General features: G+C 71.4%; 18 protein-coding genes. 3 read left to right on the plus strand and 15 right to left on the minus strand.

Features of this window, described 5'->3' with window-relative positions; translation table 11 throughout:
- Positions 1 to 33: 33 nt before the first annotated feature.
- The 6 genes from MUY14_RS24200 to MUY14_RS24225 are packed head-to-tail and all read right to left on the minus strand — an operon-like array spanning position 34 to position 4199.
- Complete coding sequence (locus MUY14_RS24200; RefSeq protein ID WP_247025221.1) at positions 34 to 972, minus strand: ROK family protein; 939 nt, start codon at positions 970 to 972, stop codon at positions 34 to 36.
- Positions 973 to 987: 15 nt separating this feature from the next.
- Positions 988 to 1392 (minus strand): hypothetical protein, encoded by a 405-nt coding sequence (locus MUY14_RS24205; protein WP_247012113.1) that lies wholly within the window; start codon positions 1390 to 1392, stop codon positions 988 to 990.
- The gene (locus MUY14_RS24210) at positions 1389 to 2516 is read right to left on the minus strand and encodes an ArsA family ATPase (protein WP_247012115.1); all 1128 of its coding nucleotides are present in this window, start codon (positions 2514 to 2516) and stop codon (positions 1389 to 1391) included. Before MUY14_RS24210 ends, MUY14_RS24205 begins: the two co-directional genes overlap by 4 nt.
- Positions 2517 to 2520: 4 nt before the next feature.
- Complete coding sequence (locus MUY14_RS24215; RefSeq protein ID WP_086856845.1) at positions 2521 to 2955, minus strand: SRPBCC family protein; 435 nt, start codon at positions 2953 to 2955, stop codon at positions 2521 to 2523.
- A gap of 27 nt (positions 2956 to 2982) precedes the next feature.
- Positions 2983 to 3777, minus strand: coding sequence for a metallophosphoesterase (locus MUY14_RS24220; protein WP_247012117.1), 795 nt, complete (start codon positions 3775 to 3777; stop codon positions 2983 to 2985).
- Between the two features lie 11 nt (positions 3778 to 3788).
- On the minus strand, positions 3789 to 4199 hold the full coding sequence (locus MUY14_RS24225) for a polyketide cyclase / dehydrase and lipid transport (protein WP_247012119.1): 411 nt from the start codon (positions 4197 to 4199) through the stop codon (positions 3789 to 3791).
- A 127-nt stretch (positions 4200 to 4326) separates the two neighbouring features.
- Here MUY14_RS24225 and MUY14_RS24230 point away from each other — a divergent pair, with 127 nt between their 5' ends.
- Positions 4327 to 6123, plus strand: a complete 1797-nt coding sequence (locus tag MUY14_RS24230; protein WP_247012121.1) for a long-chain fatty acid--CoA ligase — start codon at positions 4327 to 4329, stop codon at positions 6121 to 6123.
- Positions 6124 to 6175: 52 nt separating this feature from the next.
- On the opposite strand, the gene MUY14_RS24235 is transcribed toward MUY14_RS24230, so the two are convergent.
- From MUY14_RS24235 to MUY14_RS24250, 4 genes are read right to left on the minus strand one after another with little or no spacing between them, the layout of a single operon-like run.
- On the minus strand, positions 6176 to 7537 hold the full coding sequence (locus tag MUY14_RS24235) for a GH1 family beta-glucosidase (protein WP_247012123.1): 1362 nt from the start codon (positions 7535 to 7537) through the stop codon (positions 6176 to 6178).
- 16 nt (positions 7538 to 7553) lie between these two features.
- Positions 7554 to 8438, minus strand: a complete 885-nt coding sequence (locus MUY14_RS24240; RefSeq protein WP_247012125.1) for a carbohydrate ABC transporter permease — start codon at positions 8436 to 8438, stop codon at positions 7554 to 7556.
- A gap of 9 nt (positions 8439 to 8447) precedes the next feature.
- Positions 8448 to 9368, minus strand: a complete 921-nt coding sequence (locus MUY14_RS24245; protein WP_247012127.1) for a carbohydrate ABC transporter permease — start codon at positions 9366 to 9368, stop codon at positions 8448 to 8450.
- The gene (locus MUY14_RS24250; RefSeq protein WP_247012129.1) at positions 9368 to 10651 is read right to left on the minus strand and encodes an extracellular solute-binding protein; all 1284 of its coding nucleotides are present in this window, start codon (positions 10649 to 10651) and stop codon (positions 9368 to 9370) included. Before MUY14_RS24250 ends, MUY14_RS24245 begins: the two co-directional genes overlap by 1 nt.
- A 160-nt stretch (positions 10652 to 10811) precedes the next feature.
- Here MUY14_RS24250 and MUY14_RS24255 point away from each other — a divergent pair, with 160 nt between their 5' ends.
- Positions 10812 to 11849 carry a LacI family DNA-binding transcriptional regulator gene (locus tag MUY14_RS24255; protein WP_247012131.1) on the plus strand — a complete coding sequence of 346 codons (1038 nt, stop codon included), beginning with the start codon at positions 10812 to 10814 and terminating at the stop codon, positions 11847 to 11849.
- Here the strand turns inward: MUY14_RS24255 and MUY14_RS24260 are convergent.
- From MUY14_RS24260 to MUY14_RS24275, 4 genes are all read right to left on the minus strand, one after another.
- Positions 11824 to 12711, minus strand: coding sequence for an aminoglycoside phosphotransferase family protein (locus MUY14_RS24260; protein WP_247012133.1), 888 nt, complete (start codon positions 12709 to 12711; stop codon positions 11824 to 11826). The two genes, MUY14_RS24255 and MUY14_RS24260, sit on opposite strands and share 26 nt — an antisense overlap.
- Positions 12708 to 13817 (minus strand): FAD-dependent monooxygenase, encoded by a 1110-nt coding sequence (locus MUY14_RS24265; protein WP_247012135.1) that lies wholly within the window; start codon positions 13815 to 13817, stop codon positions 12708 to 12710. The genes MUY14_RS24260 and MUY14_RS24265 overlap by 4 nt, the downstream gene beginning before the upstream one ends.
- A gap of 67 nt (positions 13818 to 13884) precedes the next feature.
- Positions 13885 to 14859 carry a ferritin-like domain-containing protein gene (locus tag MUY14_RS24270; RefSeq protein ID WP_086865058.1) on the minus strand — a complete coding sequence of 325 codons (975 nt, stop codon included), beginning with the start codon at positions 14857 to 14859 and terminating at the stop codon, positions 13885 to 13887.
- A 129-nt stretch (positions 14860 to 14988) separates the two neighbouring features.
- The gene (locus MUY14_RS24275) at positions 14989 to 16230 is read right to left on the minus strand and encodes an aminotransferase class I/II-fold pyridoxal phosphate-dependent enzyme (protein ID WP_247012137.1); all 1242 of its coding nucleotides are present in this window, start codon (positions 16228 to 16230) and stop codon (positions 14989 to 14991) included.
- 63 nt (positions 16231 to 16293) lie between these two features.
- Here MUY14_RS24275 and MUY14_RS24280 point away from each other — a divergent pair, with 63 nt between their 5' ends.
- Complete coding sequence (locus tag MUY14_RS24280; protein ID WP_247012139.1) at positions 16294 to 16770, plus strand: hypothetical protein; 477 nt, start codon at positions 16294 to 16296, stop codon at positions 16768 to 16770.
- A gap of 1744 nt (positions 16771 to 18514) precedes the next feature.
- On the opposite strand, the gene MUY14_RS24285 is transcribed toward MUY14_RS24280, so the two are convergent.
- Complete coding sequence (locus tag MUY14_RS24285) at positions 18515 to 19738, minus strand: HNH endonuclease signature motif containing protein (protein WP_247012141.1); 1224 nt, start codon at positions 19736 to 19738, stop codon at positions 18515 to 18517.
- Positions 19739 to 19787: the final 49 nt, after the last annotated feature.

Consider the following 19787-nt stretch of genomic DNA (forward strand, 5'->3'; position numbering starts at 1 on the left):
TGGAGTACCCGGAGTGAGGAGCTCTCTATCGCGTCAGACCGGGGTCTTGGCCGCTTCCAGGGCCAGCGCCGCCGCGCCGACGATCGCCGTGTCGTCGCCCAGGTGGGCCGTGCGGATCCGGGCCAACGGCCGGTGGCGGGCGCCCGTGATCGCGCCCGCGTAGTGCTCGCGGGCCTCGTCCAGGAACAGGGGCGCCGACTCCGACACTCCCCCGCCGATCACGATGATCTCCGGGTCGAACACGTCCGCCACCAGGGCCAGGCCCTCGCCGAGCCACTTGGCCAGCTCGGCCATCGCCAGCTGGGCGATCGGGTCGCCGTCGCGGGCCGCGCCCGCCACCCGGCGGCCGGTCACCGAGCCCGGGTCACCCGCGACCTGCTGGGCCAGCACCGTCGAGCGGCCCGGGTGGCGGGCCAGCAGCTCCACCGCCGTCGCCGCCAGTGCCGTTCCGCTGCAGTAGCGCTCCCAGCAGCCGTACTTGCCGCACGGGCACGGCCGCCCGCCGCGGACCACCGTCAGGTGACCCAGTTCGGGCGCGACGCCGTACGCGCCGCGGAACAGCTTGCCGTCCAGCAGCAGGCCCGCGCCGATGCCGGTGCCGAGCGCCACCAGCGCCGCCACGTGGGCGCCGCGGGCCGCGCCGAAGCGGTGCTCGCCCACCATCGCCGCGTTGACGTCGTGTTCCAGCAGCACCGGCAGGCCGACGCGCTTTTCGATCCGGTCGGCGACCGGCGCGCCGCGCCACGCCAGGTGCGGCGCGAACATCACCGACCGGCGGTCGCGGGCCACGAACCCGGCCACGGCGAGGCCGACACCGGCCACCTCGTGGCGGTTGCGCAGGTCTTCGACCACGCCGGCGATGGCGTCCTCGAGGGCGCCTTCCTCGCTCGGCGTCCCGACGCGGGCCGTGTCGAGCAAGGAGCCGCGCTCGTCCACCACGCCGGCCCGGACGCTCGTCCCGCCGACGTCCACCCCTATCGTCCGCACTCAGTTCTCCCACTCGTCGCGCCTGCGGACGGCGATGTGCTGCACCCGCACCGACACCGTGGCGTCCGCCGGTGGCCGCGGCGCGGGCCGGAACCCGGGCATGTGCACGCCCTCGTCCGGCTCCCACCGGTCCGCCAGCACCGCGCGCAGCAGGGCGACCAGCTGCGCGAGCTGCTCGGCCACCTTCGCCACCAGCTCGGGGCGCTCACCTCGCACCACGGCGACGATCGCACACAGCGGGCACCAGCCGCACGCCGAGCCGTCCGGTTCTCCCTCGTCAGGGGTGCCGTGGCCGGCCGCGACCACGTCCTGGAGCCAGGGCGCGGCCTTCTCGACGACCATCTCGACGAGCAGGCGGAGCTCCTCCACGAGGCGCGGCCCGTCCGTGGGTTCCTCTTCGCTCACCCGCGTCCCCGGTTCCCGGCCAGGCTCACGACGAGGCCGTCGGCGTCGGATTCCGCACCGGTGATCCGGCACGGCCGCAGCGACTCCGGCAGGGCGATGAGCCTGCGGAAGCCGTCCACGGTGATCGCCAGGTCGTCGTCGACGCGGGCGAGGTCGACCTCGGTGTCCCGCGTGAGCGGGATCGCGACGCGCAGCGTGTACCCGTCCGGCGTCCGGCGGATCCGCAGCAGCGGGGTGACCGGGGTGCCGTCGCCCGCCAAGGGGTCGCCGTCGCGGTACAGCTCCGCGGCGATCTCCAGCAGGGCGGGCAGCCCGACCGGTTCGACGGCGCGGTGCTCGACGCGGGACACCCGCGCGAACCCGGCGCCGGCGAGTTCGGCGAGGACGGTGTCCTGCTGGGCGCGGCGGGTGCGCAGCCAGGAAGCGGCGCCCCCGCGCCAGAACCCGGGCGCCGGCATCAGCCGGTTGGCGATCAGGCCGTCGACGGCGATGCCGCGCAGGGCCAGCGAGCTGAGCGTGCGCCGCGCCTCGGCGATGACCACCCGCTCGGGGGTCAGGACCAGCCGGACCGTGGTCACCGACGGCTCGGTGAGCAGCGCGCGCAGGCCGTCGAGGTGGACGCCGAGCCGGCGCACGGAGTCGGTGACGCGCCGGCCGAACACGCGCGTCAGGTAGCCGGAGACGGCTTCGGGCAGGGCGAGCAGCCGCAGCGTCTCGGCCGTCGGCCCGCAGTCGACGACGATGGTCTCCCACGGCCCGTCTTCGGCCAGCCGGCGGACTTCGGTGAGGGCGAGCAGCTCGTCGACACCGGGCAGCACGGTGAGTTCTTCGGCGTCCAGGGTGTCGAGGCCCGCGCCGGAGAGCGCCGTCCGCAGCTCGGCCCGCAGCCGGTGCCAGGTGGTGTCCACCAGGGTCCGCGAGTCGATCTGGACGGCCGAGAGCAGAGCGTCCACTTCGGACGGCTCCGCGCCCAGGGTGTGGCCGAAGGCGTCGCCGAGCGAGTGCGCCGGGTCGGTCGACACGACCAGCGTCTTCCTGCCGCGAGCGGCCAGGGCGGCGCCGGTGGCGGCGGCCAGCGTCGTCTTCCCGACACCCCCCTTGCCGGTGAACAGCAGGATCCGCACGCGGCTACCCCTCGGCCCGCTTCTTGAGCTCCTTCAACGCGGTGTCCATGACCATCTTCTCGGCCTTGCGGCGCAGCAGCCCGATCATGGGCAGCGCCAGCTCGACCGACAGCGTGTAGGTGACCCGCGTCCGGCCGCCCAGGTCCTCGAGCGCGTAGCGGCCGTTCTGCGCCTTCTGCATCTGGCCCTTGACCAGGTGCCAGCTGACGCCGAGGCCGTCACCGTCCCAGTCGTACTCGAGGGTGTAGACGTCCTTGATCGGGCCCGCGTCCAGGGTCAGCTTGACCTGCTTGGCCCGGCCACCGGCGTCGGTGCCGAGGACCTCGGTCTGCCGGACGGCCTTGGCCCATTCCGGGTAGGCGGGGAAGTCGGCGATCACGGCCATCACCCGGCTGGGCTCGGCGTCGACCTCGATGGACTGTGTGGACTGCTCGGCCATGGGTCGAAGCGTAGCCGCCGCGGTCGGTCACCAGCGCAGCACGTACGGCTGCCCGGTCTCCTTGAAGTGACCCACGTTGCGGCACTCGGTCAGGCCGACCCGGACGCGCGAGGACAGCGGCTGGTGGACGTGGCCGAACACCGACCAGCGCGGCCGCTGTTCCCGGATCAGCTCCAGCAGCGCCGTGGAGCCGATCTCGTTGCGGCGCGCGACGACGTCGTAGGTCAGCTCCGGCAGCGCCGGCGGGCCGTGCGTGCAGAGGACGTCGACGTCGGTGAGCGCGGCGACGCTCTTGTCGTAGTCCTCGCGATCCCGCAGGTAGGGACGCCAGGCGGCGCCCTTGCGGCGGCGCGGGACGACGCCGTCGGGCAGCAGCGCGCCGCCGACGAACCCGAACCGCAGGCCGCCGATCTCGGTGACCTCGCCGTCGAGGACCTGGATGCCCTCGCCGGTGAACTCGGGCCACAGCGACGGCGTGTCGACGTTGCCGGGGGTGGCGTAGGTGGGCGAGGTCATCGCCGCGAACAGCGTCGCGTACTGCTCGCGGATGGCCTCGTCGACCGCACCGGCCGGGTCGTCGAGGCTCGCCCAGAGCGTCCGGGAGAAGGCAACGGTTTCGTCACGGGTGCCTTCGCGGCGCAGGCGCGCGAACTCCCCGACCTTCTCGGCGCCGAACAGCGCGCCCATGATGCCCTTGTCGTGGTCGCGGTAGTCGACGAAGTCCAGCAGGTCGCCGAGCACGACCAGCGCGTCGGCCCCGTCCCCCGCCCGCTTCAGCGCGTCCGCGTTGCCGTGCACGTCCGAGACGACGTGTACCCGCACCCCTGGTCCCTTCAGTCTTCGCCGCGCGGAGGCACTCCGGGCTCGCGCCCGTCCTCCAGGATCTCCTTGAGCCCGAGCGCGATCGCCTTGGCCGCGCGGGCCCGCCGGTCGAACTCCCGGCGCAGGTCGCGCGGCGCCAGCGCACGGGGCGCGCCCGCCGCGTCGGCGGGGGTCGCCCGCAGGAAGTAGTGCAGCAGGGTGCCGTCGAGCACCGGCTCGAGCCAGACCTCCATCGTACCGACGAGGGCGCCCCGCACGGTCCAGCGCAGGCCCTTGTCCCCCCGGTCGGTGTAGACCTCGAGGACCAGGTCGGGCCAGTAGCGCGGCCAGGAGCGGGGATCGGCGAAGACGGCGGCCACGGTGGACGGCGGGACCGCGAGGAACGTCTCGTCGACGACGTCGATGGCGGGCGGTGCGTTCACGTGCGAAGAATGTCACGCCCTCGCCGTGCGACGCCGATCAGCATGGTCTTAAGGTGCTCACCACGCTAAGTTGACTGGCGGGTAACAGCGGTGTCGCCTGCCGCACGCGTTGAACACGGAGGTCCACGTGCGCGAATACAGCGCTCCCGCCGGCAAGCCGGTGGCCGACGACGAGAACATGTCCGATGTCGTCTGGGCGAACGCCGAGCGGTTCTCCGACGTGGTGAGCTTCCGCCGCCAGGTCGAGGGCAGCTGGCTGGACGTGACCGCCAAGGAGTTCGCGGCCGAGGTGCTGGCCGTCGCCAAGGGCATGGCCCAGGCCGGGATCGGCCGCGGCGACCGCGTCGCGATCATGTCGAAGACCCGCTACGAGTGGACGCTGATCGACTTCGCGATCTGGGCCGCGGGCGCGGTCACGGTGCCGATCTACGACACGTCGTCGCCCGAACAGGTGTACTGGATCCTCTCCGACTCGGCCGCCAAGGGCGTGTTCGTCGAGACGAACGGCCACCGCGGGGCGGTCGAGGAGATCCGCGACCGGCTCACCGAGCTGGACCACACGTGGCAGATCGAGGGCGACTCCCCCGCCGTCGAAGAGCTGGCCGCGCTGGGCGCGTCGCTGTCCGACGACGAGCTGCACGAGCGCCGCCGCGAGGTCGGCGCCGACGAGCTCGCCACGATCGTCTACACCTCGGGCACCACCGGCCGCCCCAAGGGCGTCGAGCTGACCCACCGCAACCTGCTGGCCGAGATCCGGGCCGACATCGAGGCGTTCCCGCAGCTGATGGAGCAGGGCAACTCGCTGCTGGTGTTCCTGCCGCTGGCGCACGTGCTGGCCCGCGCCATCGCCGTGACCGCGCTCACCGCGCGCGTCACCCTCGGGCACACCCCGGACGTCAAGAACCTGGTCGCCGACCTGGGCACCTTCCGGCCGACGTTCGTCGTCGCGGTGCCGCGGGTGTTCGAGAAGGTCTACAACTCGGCGAAGCAGAAGGCCCACGGCGACGGCAAGGGCAAGATCTTCGACGCCGCCGAGGCGGTCGCGGTCGAGTACAGCCAGGCGCAGGACAGCGGCGGCGCCGGGCTCGGCCTCAAGCTCAAGCACCTGGCGTTCGACAAGCTGGTCTACGGCAAGCTGCGCGCGGCCCTCGGCGGCCGGTGCGTGGCGGCGGTGTCCGGCGGCGCTCCCCTGGGTGCGCGCCTGGCCCACTTCTTCCGCGGCATCGGCGTCCCGGTGTTCGAGGGCTACGGCCTGACGGAGACGTCCGCGGCGGCGAACGTCAACACGCAGTCGGCGTTCCGCGTCGGCACGGTCGGCAAGCCGGTCAACGGCACGTCGGTCCGCATCGCCGACGACGGCGAGGTCATGCTCAAGGGCGACGTCGTGTTCCGGGCGTACTACAACAACCCGCAGGCGACGAAGGAGTCGCTCACGGACGGCTGGTTCCACACCGGCGACCTGGGCGAGCTGGACTCCGACGGGTTCCTGAAGATCACCGGCCGCAAGAAGGAGATCATCGTCACGGCGGGCGGCAAGAACGTCGCCCCGTCCGGCCTCGAGGACACGATCAAGGCCGCCCCGCTGGTCAGCCAGGCGATGGTGGTCGGCGACCAGCGCCCGTTCATCGCGGCGCTGGTGACGGTGGACGAGGAGTACTTCCCGGCGTGGAAGTCCCAGCACGGCAAGCCTTCGTCGGCCACGGTCGCGGACCTGGCTTCGGACCCGGACCTCCTCGCCGAGATCCAGGCGGCGGTGGACGAGGCGAACAAGCAGGTGTCGAAGGCCGAGGCGATCAAGAAGTTCACGGTGCTGTCGAACGACTTCACCGAGGCCGGCGGCGAGATCACGCCGAGCTTGAAGCTGAAGCGGAACGTGGTGTCGAAGAACTACGCCAACGACATCGAAGGCCTGTACAAGAAGTAGCCCGACGTCCGTGAAGGCCACCTTGAGGAGCTCAAGGTGGCCTTCACGGCTTTCAGGGGCGCTGGGCGGCCAGGAAGTCGCGGTACCAGCGGTAACTCGCGCGGGGGGTGCGCTGCTGGGTCGCGTAGTCCACGTGGACCAGGCCGAACCGGTGCTTGTAGCCGTGGGCCCACTCGAAGTTGTCCAGCAGGGACCAGCAGAAGTACCCCCGCAGGTCCACCCCCGCCGCCGCGGCCGTGCGCGCCGCCTCGATGTGCTCGCTCAGGTACGTGATGCGCTCGTAGTCCGCGAAGTCGCTGCGGTCCGGGTACACGCACCCGTTCTCCGTGACGTAGACCGGGGGCAGGCCCGGGTAGCGGTTGTGCAGGCCCACCAGCGCTTCCGTCAGGCCCTCCGGCTCCACCGGCCAGCCCATGCCCGTGCGGGGGACGTCCGGCAACCTCGTGGTGTCCACGCCGATGTCGGCCGCCGTCCGGAGGGACGGGTCCGGCTCGCGGTGGGGAGCGTCCGCCACGTGCAGGCGGTAGTAGTAGTTGACGCCCAGGTAGTCCAGGGGCTGGCCGATCGTGCCCAGGTCGCCGTCGAGGCGGAAGGCGAAGTCCGACGCGCCGCTGAACATCGCCGCCAGGCCCGGGGCGTAGCGGCCGCCGAAGAGCGGGTCGGTGAACTGGCGGCGCAGCAGGGTGTCCTGGCGGGCGGCCGCCGCCGCGTCCGCCGCCGACGCGGTCACCGGGACCACCGGGGACTGGTTGAGGACGATGCCGAACTGGTGGTGCGGGGGTGCCTGCGCCCGCATCGCCCGCACCGCCAGGCCGTGGCCGAGCAGCAGGTGGTGGGCCGCGGCGAGGGCGCCGTCACCCTCCTTCGCACCCGGGGCGTGGCGGCCCTCGCCGTAGCCCGCGACCGCGCACGGGTACGGCTCGTTCACCGTCGTCCAGTGCTCGACCAGGTCGCCGAGCTCCGCGTGGACCAGCGCCGCGTAGTCGGCGAAGCGGAACGCCGTGTCGCGCGAGCGCCAGCCGCCTTCGTCCTCCAGCGCCTGCGGCAGGTCCCAGTGGTAGAGCGTCAGGAACGGCTCGATCCCCTTCTCCCGCAGCCCTTCCGCGAGCCGGCGGTAGAAGTCGAGGCCCCGGCGTTCGACGCGGCCGCGGCCGGACGGCTGCACGCGCGGCCACGACACCGAGAACCGGTAGGCGTCCACGCCCAGGCCGGCCAGCAGGGCGAGGTCCTGCGGCCAGCGGTGGTAGTGGTCCGCCGCCGGTTCCCCGGTGTCGCCGCCGGCCACCGCGCCGGGGACCGCGGCGAAGGTGTCCCAAATGGACGGTCCGCGGCCGTCCGCGGTGGTGGCGCCCTCGATCTGGAACGCCGAAGTGGCGATGCCCCAGCGGAAGCCGGGCGGGAAACTGGTGGTCACGATGGTCTCCGTGGGGTCAGCCCTTGAGCGCGCCCTGCATGATGCCGCCGACGATCTGGCGGCCGAACAGCAGGAACACGAGGAGGACGGGGACGGTGCCGATGGTCGCGGCGGTGAGCACGAGCGTGTAGTCGGTGGTGTAGCCACTGGCCAAACTGGACAGCGCGGTCTGGACGGTCGGGTTCTCCGGCACCAGCACCACCAGCGGCCAGAAGAAGTCGTTCCACGCCTGCATGAACGTGAACAGGCCGAGCACCGCCGCGGCCGGGCGGGCGGCGGGCAGCGCCACGTGCCAGAACAGCCGCAGCGAGCCGCAGCCGTCCATCCGCCCGGCCTCCAGCAGTTCCAGCGGCAGCGCGCGTTCGAAGTACTGGCGCATGAAGAACACGCCGAACGCGGTGACCAGGCCGGGCACGATCACCGCCTGCAGCTGCCCGGCCCAGCCGAAGTCGGCCATCATCATGTACAGCGGGACGACGCCGAGCTCCGTCGGGATCGCCTGGGTGGCGACCACGAGCAGCAGCAGGAACGTCCGCCCGCGGAAGCGCAGCTTGGCGAAGGCGAACCCGGCCAGCGTCGAGAACAGCACCACCGACACGGTGATCGTGCCCGCGACGATCAGCGAGTTCCCGAGCGCCAGCGCGAAGTTCGTCTCGTCGAAGACGCGGGCGATGTTCTCGAACAGGTGCCCGCCCGGCACGAGCACCGGCGGCACGCTCCCGACCGCCTCCGTCGTCTGCGAGGAGACGACGAACGACCAGTACACGGGGAACGCCGAGCCGGCCAGGATCGCGATCAGCGCGGCATAGGTCCACGGGCTCGCGATCCGCCGGACCAGCCGCCGGGTCCGCCCGGGCATGACCGGCGGCGCGGGCGCGGGCGGGGTCAGCACGGTAGTCATGTCCGCTCCTCAGTCCGTTTGGATGCGCCGGGTGACCAGGTACGACACGCCCGCGACGAGCATCGTGGCGACCGCCAGGATCAGCGCGATCGCCGAGCTGTAGCCGAAGTCGTACTTGGTGAAGCCCTGCTCGTAGAGGTAGAGCGCGGCGGTCTGGAACTGCCGGTCCGAGCCGCCGGTGGCCGCGGCCGTGCCGGGGTTGAACAGCAGCGGCTCGGCCAGCAGCCGCATGTTCCCGGTCGTCGCGATCACCGTGGAGAAGATGATCTGCGGCCGCAGCAGCGGCACGGTGATCCGCCAGAACTGCTGCCACCCGCGTGCGCCGTCGAGCGTGGCGGCCTCGTACATGGTCGACGGGATCGCCTGCATCGACGCCAGGAAGATCAGCGCGTGGTAGCCGGTCCAGCGCCACACCACCATCGCCGCGATGGCGGTGTGCGAGCTGGCGGTGCCGGCCTGCCAGTCGACGTGCCCGCCACCGAACCAGCTCAGCACCCAGTTGACCAGGCCGAAGTCCCGGCCGAACAGCTGCGCGAAGATGATCGTGACCGCCGCCACCGAGGTGATGTTCGGCAGGATCATGCCCATCCGGAACAGCGTCCGCCCGCGCAGCCGGCGGTTGAGCAGGTGCGCGATGCCGAGCGCGAACAGGATCTGCGGGATCGTGGTCAGCAGCCAGAGGCTGACCGTGTTCCCCATCGCGTTCCAGAAGTACGGGTCGTGGAACAGCAGCTGCTCGTAGTTGCCGAGCCCGATGAACTTCGCGCCCTCGGCGTCGAGCAGGTTCCGGTCCTGCAGCGACACGAAAGCCGTGTACAGCAGCGGGAACAGCCCGAAGACGCCGAAGATGAGGAAGTACGGGCTGATGAAGCCGAACGGCGACAGCTTGACGTCCCACTTGTGCCGCCGGTCGGCCCAGGTCAGCGCCATTACTTGATCTTCTTCACGTCACCGACCAGCTGCTGCCACGCCGCCGCGCCGTCCTGCTTGCCCTGCTCGACGCGCTGCATCGCGTTGCCGAACTCCGTCTGCACGTCGCCGGCCTTGGGGCCCTGGTACTGCGGGTTGAGCTTCTTCGCCGCGTCGGTGAAGAGCTTGCCCACGGGGGCGTTGGTGAAGAACGGGTTGGTGTAGCCGGTGATCTTCGGGTCGTCGTACAGCGACGGCGTCGAGGGCAGCAGGCCCTGGCTGGTGAACACCTTCGCCTGCTGCTCGGGCGCGGTCAGCCAGGCGGCGAGCTCGGCGGCTTCCTTGGTGTGCTTGCCCTGCTTCGGCACGGTCAGGTACGACCCGCCCCAGTTGCCGCCCCCGCCGGGCACGGTCGCGACGTCCCACTTGCCCGCGGTGTCCGGGGCCTGGTCCTTGATCTTGGTCATCATCCAGGCCGGGCAGGTCACCGTGGCGAACTGGCCCTGGGTGAAGCCGGTGTTCCAGGTCGGCGTGCTGTAGAGCAGGCCGGCGCTCAGGTTGGCCTTGACGGCGCCGACGACCTGGTCCCAGCCGGTCCGCAGCGCCGGGTTGCTGTCGACGACGATCTGGTCGTTCTGGTCGTAGTAGCCCACGGGCGCCTGGCCGAAGATCGCGTTGAGCACGGTCGGGCCGCCGTCCATGAACTTGACGCCGTTCGGCGCCTTGGCCTGGAAGCGCTTGCCGGTCTCGAAGAACGCCTGCCAGGTCGGCCAGAGCGCGGAGACGGCGTCGCGGTCGGCGGGCAGCTGGGCCTTCTCGAACAGGTCACGCCGGTAGCAGATGGCCAGGCCGCCGACGTCGGTGCCGTAGCCGATCTGCTGGCCGCCCTTGCCCAGCGACGCCGACCACTTCCAGCCCAGCCAGCGGTCCTTGAGCTTGTCCCCGCCGACGGTGTTGAGGTCGAGAAACTTGTCCGGGTTCGCCTTGAACTGGGCGACGTAGCCGGTGTCGATCGCTTCGATGTCCGCGGCGCCGCCCCCGGTGGCCAGGTGCGCGGCGAGGTTCTTGTGGTGGTCGGAGTAGGCCGCGGTCCGCTCGGTGATCTCGATGTCCGGGTGGGCCGCCTGGTACTCCTTGATCAGGTCGGTGTAGCCGAAGTTGCCGAACAGGCCGAGGCTCAGCTTGACCTTCCCGCCACCGCCGGCGTCGCTGCTCCCGCAGGCGCTCACGGCGGTGACCGCGGCCAGCGCGGCGCACGCCACCGCGATCAGGCGGATCCGGCGGTTTCTCGTTTTCGGGCGCATGAGATCTCCGTTGTTCTGCGGGCCGGTCGGAAAACGCGGGACCCATGAGAGCGCTCCCAGGCGCCATTCGTCAAGTAACAAAAACATAACACGCGTCCGCGTTTACGCAGCCTGAGATCATGTGCTACAGATGTAACCGGTTACAGCACAGGAGGTCGCCATGGTCACCGCTCGCGAGATCGCGCAGCTCTGCGGGGTTTCCGTCGCGACCGTGTCGCGGGTGTTCAACCGCCCCGCGACGGTCAGCGAGGCGACCCGCAGCCACGTCGAGCGCGTCGCCCGGGAGCTCGACTTCTCGCCGAACGAGTCGGCGCGGGCGCTGTCGCGGCAGCGCTCGGCGATGGTCGGGCTGGTCTGGGACACCGACCACCGGCGGCCCGGCTGGCGGCACCCGTTCCTGCAGGACCTGTTGCTGGGCCTCAAATCCGCGCTCAGCTCGCACGGCTACCACCTGCTGCTGCTCGCCACCAGCGACGACGCCCGCAACCGCCACCCCGGGGTGTCGCTGGCCGACCCGATCGCGTACGTCGGCATGACCCGGCGGCACCACCTGGCCGGGCTGGTGCTCATCGACAGCGGGACCGACGCCGAGGCGTTCGGCACGTTCGCCCAGTCCGGGCTGCCGTGCGTGGCGCTGGACGTAGCCCTCGCCGGCCCGCGCGCGACCTACGTGACCTCGGACAACGCCGCCGGCGCGGCCGAAGCCGTCCGGCACCTGGCCGCGCTCGGGCACCGCCGGATCGCCACGATCACCGGCCCGCGCGGCAACGCGCCCGCCGCCGCCCGCACCGAGGGCTACCGCCGCGGGCTGGCCGAAGCGGGGCTGCCGGTGCGCGAGGACTACGTGGTGACCGGGGACTTCTACCGCGAGAGCGGCTTCGTCGGCATGCGGCGGCTGCTCGCCCGCAAGGACCCGCCGACGGCGGTGTTCGCGGCCAGCGACGAGATGGCGGTCGGCGCCCTGCTGGCGGCCCGCACGGCCGGGCTGCGGGTGCCGGCCGACCTGGCGGTGGTCGGGTTCGACGACATCGAGGTGGCGTCGCTGGTGGACCCGGCCCTCACGACGGTGGCCCAGGACAAACCGGGCTTCGGCACGGCGGCGGCCGGCGCCCTGCTCGCGATGATCGAGACCGCGGCGGCCCCCGAACCGGTCCGGCTGCCGACGAAGCTGGTCATCCGCGATTCGTGCGGCGGCTGACCTGGTACTCGGTGCGGATTTCGTCGAGGACGCGCTGGGCCTCGGTAGCTTCAGGGCCGCCTCGGGCGAGCGTGCCGAGGGTCTTCCACAGCGCCCAGCCGCGGCCGCGGGCCCAGGTCGCGTCGTCGATCGCCAGCCGCTCGCGGAACACCCGGCGGCCCTCGGCGGTCAGCAGCGTCCACGCGATGGCGACGTCGCACGCCGGATCGCCGGCGCCGCACGTGCCGAAGTCGATGACCGCGGCCAGCTTCCCGTTGTCCAGCAGGAGGTTCCCCGCGGCGACGTCGCCGTGGAACCAGCGCACCACCCCGTCCCACGGCGCGTCGAGCGCGGCCTGCCAGATCTCGCCGGTCCGGTCGTCGAGCAGGTGCCGGACCAGCTCGTCGTAGGTGCGGAGGGTGCCGCCCCGGAACCAGTTGTGCTTCCCCGGCCCGGGCGCGCCCGCCGGGTCGACGTCCTGCAGCGCCGCCAGGAACCCGGCCAGGCCGGCCGCGAACGCGACGGGATCGTCGATGCGCTCCGCGGTCGCCGGTTCGCCGTCGAGCCAGGGGTACACCGACCACGGGAACGGGAAGTCCGCGCCCGGTCGGCCTTCCGCCAGCGGGACGGGGATGGGCAGCGGCAGCCGAGGTGCGAGCACCGGGAGCCAGCGCTGTTCCTTCCCGACCGCCAGCGCGTACTCGGCCGCGGTGGGCAGGCGCGCCGACATCGCGTCGCCGAGGTGGAAGGTCCGGTTGTCCCAGCCGCCGTTCGCCACGGGCCGCACCACGAGCCCGGCCCAGTGCGGGAACTGCTCGGCGACGAGCCGCCGCACCTGGTCCTCGGTGACGTCGATGCGCCGGGGCGGCGGGCCGAGGCTCATCGGGCGCCGGCCTTCGCGTCCCAGTCGATGTGGTGCGCGTAGACCCAGCCCGGCTTTTCCCCGACGTCCTCGCCCGCGCTCGACGCGACCAGCTTCTCGACCCGCTCACGGCGGAGTCCCTCGTACGCCGCGAACGCCGACTCCGGATCCGGCAGATCACGGAGGCACTGCGCGAGCACGACGCTGTCTTCGATCGCCATCGACGCCCCCTGGGCGTCCGCCGGGGCCGCGGCGTGGGCGGCGTCGCCGACGAGCACCATTTCCGGCGTCGACCAGATCCGCGTCCGCGGGACGTCGTAGGAGTGGCCGCCGAACACCTCGTCGCCCGTCGCGGCGATGATGTCCGCGCAGGGCACCGGTTCCCCGGCGAACGCCGCGTGCGCGAACTCGCGCCACCCCGCCGGGGTGACCGCCGCGATCTCCTCGCGGGAGCGCTCGGCGTCGGGGATGCGGGCGAACCAGAACGTGGCGCCGTCCGGGTCGGTGGTGAAGCCGAAGGCCGCCTCGCGGCCGCGGACCATCCGGTAGATCCCGGCCGCCGACGGCAGCCCGGGCGCCCGCGTGTAGCCGTAGACGATGGTCTGGCCGGTGTAGCGCGGCGCGTCGGCGTCCGGGTCGATCAGCTTCCGGACCACCGAGTGCAACCCGTCCGCGCCGACCAGCACGTCACCCGTTTCGGTGGTGCCGTCGGCGAATTCGGCCGCGACACCGCCCCCGTCCGGCTTCGCGCCGACCAGGCGCTTGCCCCGTTCGAGCGGGACGGCGCGGCGCGCGGCTTCGTCCTGCAAGACGCGGTAGAGCGTCGCGCGGGTCAGGGTGCGTGGCCCGTCGGGGCCTTCGGTGCCGAACTCGCGGCGCCCGGCGGTCTCCCCGGTCGGGAGGACCAGCTCGACGCCCTGGGCGGCGAACGAGCTGTCGATCACCGGCCCGTCGGCGCCGATCGCGCGCAGGGCGTCCATGCCGTTGTGCATGATCGTGAGGAACGCGCCGATGTCGTCCCCGCCCGCCGGGTAGGCCTCGAACACGACCGGCTCGTGCCCGGCGAGCTTGAGCGCCATCGCCGTGACCGTGCCGGCGATCCCGCCACCCGCAACCAGTACCCGCACCCTGCTCCCCCTCGTGGACTCCGCGTGCCGCCGGCCACGACGTTACCGTGGCGGCGGCACGCGGGGTTCACTCCTTCGCGCCACTGGTGGCGATGTCGCCGTTGAGACCGCGCGGGAAGAAGCCGCCCGAGGACACCTTGTCCGGGTTGAGGTAGGCGATGTTGAGCACGCGGTCGGCCGAGCGCCCGAACGCGATGCCGTTGGCGTCCGCCGGGACGAGGTTCGCCTTGCCGTCCTTGAGCACGCCTTCGTCGTCGTCGGCCTTGCCGTCGAGGCTGTCGCGGGCGTCGGAGATCTTGTTCGTGACGTCGCCGAGGCCGCGTTCGAACAGCTGGCCGCGCACGATGCCCGCGTGGTAAGCCTCGACCGCGAGGATGCCCGCCGCGGCGTCGAGGAACGTCTTGTTGTTGACCAGCGGCGCCGCGCCCTTGTAGGCGGACACGCCGACGTCTTCGAACAGGTACGCGGCGAGCAGGAAGTTGTTCTCGCTCGCGAACGGGTCGAAGGTCTGGCCTTCCTTGATCAGCCCCGCGGCCTGCATGGCGGCGGTGAAGCTGTTCTGGAAGTCGATCTCCGGCTGCGCGACGGCGGCCTTGTCGAGCGCCTTGCGCAGGAAGGTCACGTGCGCGACCTCGTCGCCGGCGATCTCCTGCACGATCTGCTTGGTGTGCTCGCTCTTGAACTTGACCGCGTGCCCGCCGGAGACCTTGCCGAGGTTGCCGATGCCGTTGACGTACTTCTCGTTCAGCCCGTAGCCGTAGACGGCGAACGAGTAGAGGTTCGCCTCCAGGTACTCCAGGTTGAGCGCGAAGTTCAGCACGGCGGCGTCGCTCGCCGCCTCCTTGGCGGCGTCGCCGCCCTGCGCGCCGTACTGCTGCGTGGCACCGGCCGAGCCGAGGCCCAGCGACAGCGCTGTGCCGAGCGCACCGGCGCCCGCGACGCCGAGCCCCGCCGCTCCCGCAGCCTTGAGGAAGCGGCGGCGGTCGGTCGCGTTCTCCGCGCTGCGCTCGATCAGCTGCCGTGTGTAGCGTTTTCCGAACACCGGGGGACGTCCTCTCGTGACGAGTTCGTCCACCTCACCCACCGGTCATACGTACGAGGACGGCCCCCGGCTCGGTCAAATCGGGAAAAAGTTCTTGCCGATTCTATTCGTGCAGGTCACAGCCCCTGTTCAGGCGCGCTCGGCGACGGCGAGCCGGACGCAGACGGCCAGCGCGCGGACGGCCTCTTCGACCTCGGCGAGCTTCGGGAAGGTCGGCGCGATCCGGATGACGGCGTCGGCCGGGTCGTTGCCGTGCGGGTGCGTCGCGCCGGCGGGGGTCAGGGCGACCCCGGCCTCCTTGGCCAGCCGCACGACCTCCTTCGCGGTGCCCGCGGGGACGGTCAGCGTGATGAAGTACCCGCCGGTCGGCTTGGTCCAGGACGCCAGGTCCGCGAGCTCCTCGGTGAGGATGCGGTCGACGGCCGCGAACTTCGGCCCGATGATCTCGGCGTGCTTGCGCATGTGCGCGCGGACGCCGGCCTCGTCCTTGAGGAAGTGGGCGTGGCGCAGCTGGTTGACCTTGTCCGGGCCGATGGTGCGCTTGCCGATGTTGCCCGTCCACCAGGCGAGGTTGGCCTCGGAGGCGCCGAAGAACCCGACGCCGGCTCCGGCGAGGGTGATCTTGGAGGTCGAGCCGAAGACGAACACGCGGTCGGCGTTGCCGGCCTCGGTGGCCAGCGCCAGCAGGTCGGCCAGCTCCGGCTCGTCGTCGGTGAGGTGGTGCACGGCGTAGGCGTTGTCCCAGAAGATCCGGAAGTCCGGCGCCGCGGTGCGCATGGTGGCGAGCCGCTTGACGACGTCGTCACTGAACGTGACCCCGGTGGGGTTGCTGTACTTCGGCACGCACCAGATGCCCTTGACGGTCGGGTCCTCGGCGACCAGCGTCTCGACGGCGTCCATGTCCGGGCCTTCGTCGGTCATCGCGACCGGGACGAGCTCGATGCCGAACCGCTCGGTGAGCGCGAAGTGCCGGTCGTACCCCGGAACGGGCGCGAGGAACTTGACCTGCGGCTCGTCGGCCCACCGGCGCTCGGCCCCGGGCAGCTTGCTCAGCAGCGCCTGGACGACGGCGTCGTGCATGAGCTCGAGGCTGGAGTTCCCGGCGGCGAGCAGCTGCTCGGCGGGAACCTGCAGCGCACCGGCGAAGACGCGGCGCAGCTCGGCCAGGCCCTTCAGGCCGCCGTAGTTGCGGACGTCGGTGCCGTCCTCGGCCTTGAAGGAGCTGTCGCCGGGAAGGCTCAGCAGCGCGTTCGAAAGGTCGAGCTGCTCGGGCGACGGCTTGCCACGGGTGATGTCCAGGGAGAGGCCTCGGCCGACCAGGGCCGCGTAGTCGCTGCGGGCCGTGTCGACGTCGACGGAAGCAGTGGTCATGGCGTCAACGCTAAACCCGGCGTCGATACCATTTCGGGGCGGGTCCTGGCTAGGGTGGATCGTGTGCACCTAGTAGTCCACGCCGACCAGCGCCAGTTCTCGTTGCGCGACTCCGGTTCCACCCTGACGGGCAGCGGCTGGACCCCCGAGGCCCTCGACCACCGGATCGCGGCGGAGCCCGGCGGAATCGCGATCGTGACGGCCCGCTCGGACGTGGTGGAGTCTTCGGTGACGCTGTGCCCTTCGGCGCCTTCGGTGGTTGCGGAGGCGGAGCACGTGGTGGAAGCGGATCTTCCGGTCGCGAGCGGGAAACTCGTGATTTCCGGGCCTGCCGACTATCCGTGGCAGGAAAAGTTCTTTTCTGTGTTGCCAGGGTTGTACCGGGCTCGGGTTTCGTATGTGCCGGCTGGGCCGCCGTCGGTTACTTGGAACGAGCACGAGTTCGGGGAGCACTACCGGTACGTGGTGGAGTTGTGGCCGGTGTCGTCGGCATCCGGGGTCGAGGTGCTGCGGCAGGGAGCTTCGGTTTGGGACGGGTAGGGGTGCCGGCCGGGGTTGGGGTGGGCGGGCGGGAGTTCGCGGGTAGGTGCCGGGGCGGTCGGTTGGCTGGGGCTGCGCTGCTGGGTCGGGCATTGCTCGGGCGGGCGATGCTCGGACGGCAGCGCTGGGACGGGCAATGCCCGAGCGGAAGGCGGGCAGAGCTCGGAGCGTATTGCTCGGGCGGGCGGCGCCCGGGAGGCAGTGCTCAGGCATCGTTGAGGTAGGCAGTATTGGGGCAGGCAACGCTTGGCGGGCACCGCTCGGGCGAACGTGCTCGGGCAGGCAGCACTGAGGCAGCACCGGCTTGGGCAGGCACCCGGTCGGGTGAGCAGCGCTGGGGCGAGAAACGCTGGGGCGGAAGCACCGCGGGAGGACCAGCGCTCGGGTGGGCACCGCCGGAGAGGCCAGCGCTCGCGGGGAAAGCACAGGGGCGCGCAGTGCTCCGGGGTGCAGTGCTCGGGTAGCAACGTTGCGCGGACACCGCGGGGTACGGCCGAGGTAGACAGCGTTCGGGCGGAAGCACTGGGGACCGCGCTCGAACGGAAACCACTCGGAGAGGCGCGCCGGAACGGGCAGTGCTCACGCGGAAAGCATTGGGCGGCGATGCTTTCGCGGAAAGCGCTCGGGTGCGCAGTACGGGCAGACACCACTGAGGTGGGCAGAACGGGGGCGGAAACCACTCGGGTGAACAGCACAGGCAGAGACCGCTGAGGTGGGCCAAAACTGGAACGGAAAGCACGCGGGCGGGCAAGTCTGAGTAGACACGCTGGAGTCGGCAGCGCTCGGAGACAGTGCTGGGGCGGGCTGCGCTCGGGGACAGTGCCCGGACGGGCAACGCTCGGGCGAGCTGCGCTCGGAGACTGCGCTCGAGCGGGCAGTACTGGGGCGAGCTGCACTGGGAGACAGCACTCGGGCGGCCAATGCTCGGGCGAGCTGCGCTCGGGGACAGTGCCCGGACGGGCAAAACTAGGGCCAGATGCGCTCCGAGACCGTGCCCGGGCAGGCAATGCTGGGCCAGATGCGCTCGGAGACCCTGCTCGGACGGGCAGTGCTGGGGCCAGCTGCGCTCGGAGACCCTGCTCGGACGGGCGGGCTGGGGGCGAGCTGCGCTCGGAGACTGTGCTCGATCCGGCAATGCTGTAGCGAGCTGCGCTCGGAGACCGTGCTCGGACGGGCAGTACTGGGGCCAGCTGCGCTCGGAAACCGTGCCCGAACAGGCAAGAGCTGTGGCGAGCTGCGCTCGAAGACTCTGCTTGAGCAGCAATGCTGGAGCTAACTGCGCTCGGAGACCCTGCTCGGACGGGCGAGCTGGGGACGAGCTGCGCTCGGAGACTGTGCTCGATCCGGCAATGCTGTAGCGAGCTGCGCTCGGAGACCGTGCTCGGACGGGCAGTGCTGGGGCCAGCTGCGCTCGGAAACCGTGCCCGAACAGGCAAGAGCTGTGGCGAGCTGCGCTCGAAGACTCTGCTTGAGCAGCAATGCTGGAGCCAACTGCGCTCGGAGAGCGTGCCCGGGCAGGCAAGTGCTGGAGCGAGCTGCGAGGGGGACGGTGCTCGGGCGGGCAAATGCGGGGGTTGGACGTGCCGGGGCGGCGATAGTCCTCGGATATCCAACGGGGTGCGGTGTGGGGTCGGGGGTGGAGGGCGATTGGTGGTCGCTGGGGAGTGTTGGCGGAGGCACGTTGTGGGGGCGTGGGTGTAGGCCCGTAGCCGGTGGCTGCGGGCCTTTCCCATATGTGGTTGTGTCAGGCTGCGAATGGGAGTGGCTGGTGGATGTTGTTGCGCCTGGGTTTTCGGTGCTTGTCCAGGAACACCGGGGGTAGGAACTCGGGGTGGCCGTCGGCCGCGAGGCGGACTTGCCAGCCGGAGCGGTGCATCAAGCGGTGGTGATGCGCGCAGAGCAGGACCAGGTTCGCGAGATCGGTGGGGCCGCCGTCGGCCCAGTGGCGGATGTGGTGGCCTTGACAGTGCCGCGGTGGGTGGTGGCAGCCGGGGAAGGCGCAGCCTCGGTCGCGGAGGAACAGGGCTCGGCGGAGGCCGGGTGAGATCAGGCGGCGGGCTCGGCCCAGGTCCAGGGGTTCGCTGGTGGCGCCGAGGACGGTGGGGATCAGTTTGCAGTCGCAGGCGTGGATGCGGGCCTCGACCGCGGAGATCAGGCCGGTGTCGCCCAGGGTCGCCTGGCCGAGGCCGGATTGCAGGTCCGACAGGGAGACGGCGACTAGGACGTGGGCGCGTTCACCGGCCTGCGTCGGGAGCTCTGGGGAGTTGAGGGCGAGGTCGATGGCGTCGGAGAAGGCGTCGCCGTAGCGTTCCTGTAGGGAACGGAAGTCTCCGCCGTCGTCGGCGGTGCGGCGTTCGGCCAGGGCGTCGAGTAGGGCGCTGGCTCGGGTGCCGGTTTCGTCGTCGAAGCGGCCTGTGAGTTCCCAGGTTCCGGTGCGCCTGCGGCGTAATGAGAGTTCGCGGGTCGGGGTGGCGGGCTCGACATCGACCGGCTCGGTGCCGTCGGGGTCGAGGTGGGCCAGGATTCGGGTGCCGAGGGCGGCGACTTGTTTGTGACCCGCGTCGGCGGCGAAGGCGAGCAGGTCCTGTTCGACGGAGTCGCGGTGTTCGAGCGGGATGGGAGTCAGGGCGGTGATGATGGTGTCGATCATCGGGGTGCTCAGGGCGCCCGTCAGGGCGGCAGCGCCGGTGGCGGGGGCGAGAGCGGGCGGCGAGTCGAGGGTGTGCGCAGAGGTGAGGGCCTGGGCTCGGGTGACCGTGCGCTGGGCAGCCGTATGGGGAATGTCCGCGAGGTGTTCCAGCAACCGGGCAACCGAGCGGTACCCGAACAGTTCCATGACGCCGCGGGATTCGATTTCCGCCAGCAGAGTCCCGATTTCCGCCTCGGCAGACCGCACGACGGTGAGCAGCCCACGGAGACGGTCGGCCAAAGCCTCCGCGTCTGTCTGCCACACCGCTTCTCTTTCCACACAACAAGATTACCTGAGTCCGAACGCGTGTTCATCACTCGATCAGGTG

The organism is Amycolatopsis sp. FBCC-B4732, assembly GCF_023008405.1.
Lineage (GTDB): Bacteria > Actinomycetota > Actinomycetes > Mycobacteriales > Pseudonocardiaceae > Amycolatopsis > Amycolatopsis pretoriensis_A.

Bases quoted from the DNA above. Each gene is read 5' to 3' on its own strand.
- MUY14_RS24245 (WP_247012127.1), bottom strand. From the start codon at position 9,368: ATGGCGCTGACCTGGGCCGACCGGCGGCACAAGTGGGACGTCAAGCTG.
- MUY14_RS24275 (WP_247012137.1), bottom strand. From the start codon at position 16,230: ATGACCACTGCTTCCGTCGACGTCGACACGGCCCGCAGCGACTACGCG.
- MUY14_RS24250 (WP_247012129.1), bottom strand. From the start codon at position 10,651: ATGCGCCCGAAAACGAGAAACCGCCGGATCCGCCTGATCGCGGTGGCG.
- MUY14_RS24255 (WP_247012131.1), top strand. From the start codon at position 10,812: ATGGTCACCGCTCGCGAGATCGCGCAGCTCTGCGGGGTTTCCGTCGCG.
- MUY14_RS24240 (WP_247012125.1), bottom strand. From the start codon at position 8,438: ATGACTACCGTGCTGACCCCGCCCGCGCCCGCGCCGCCGGTCATGCCC.
- MUY14_RS24260 (WP_247012133.1), bottom strand. From the start codon at position 12,711: ATGAGCCTCGGCCCGCCGCCCCGGCGCATCGACGTCACCGAGGACCAG.
- MUY14_RS24215 (WP_086856845.1), bottom strand. From the start codon at position 2,955: ATGGCCGAGCAGTCCACACAGTCCATCGAGGTCGACGCCGAGCCCAGC.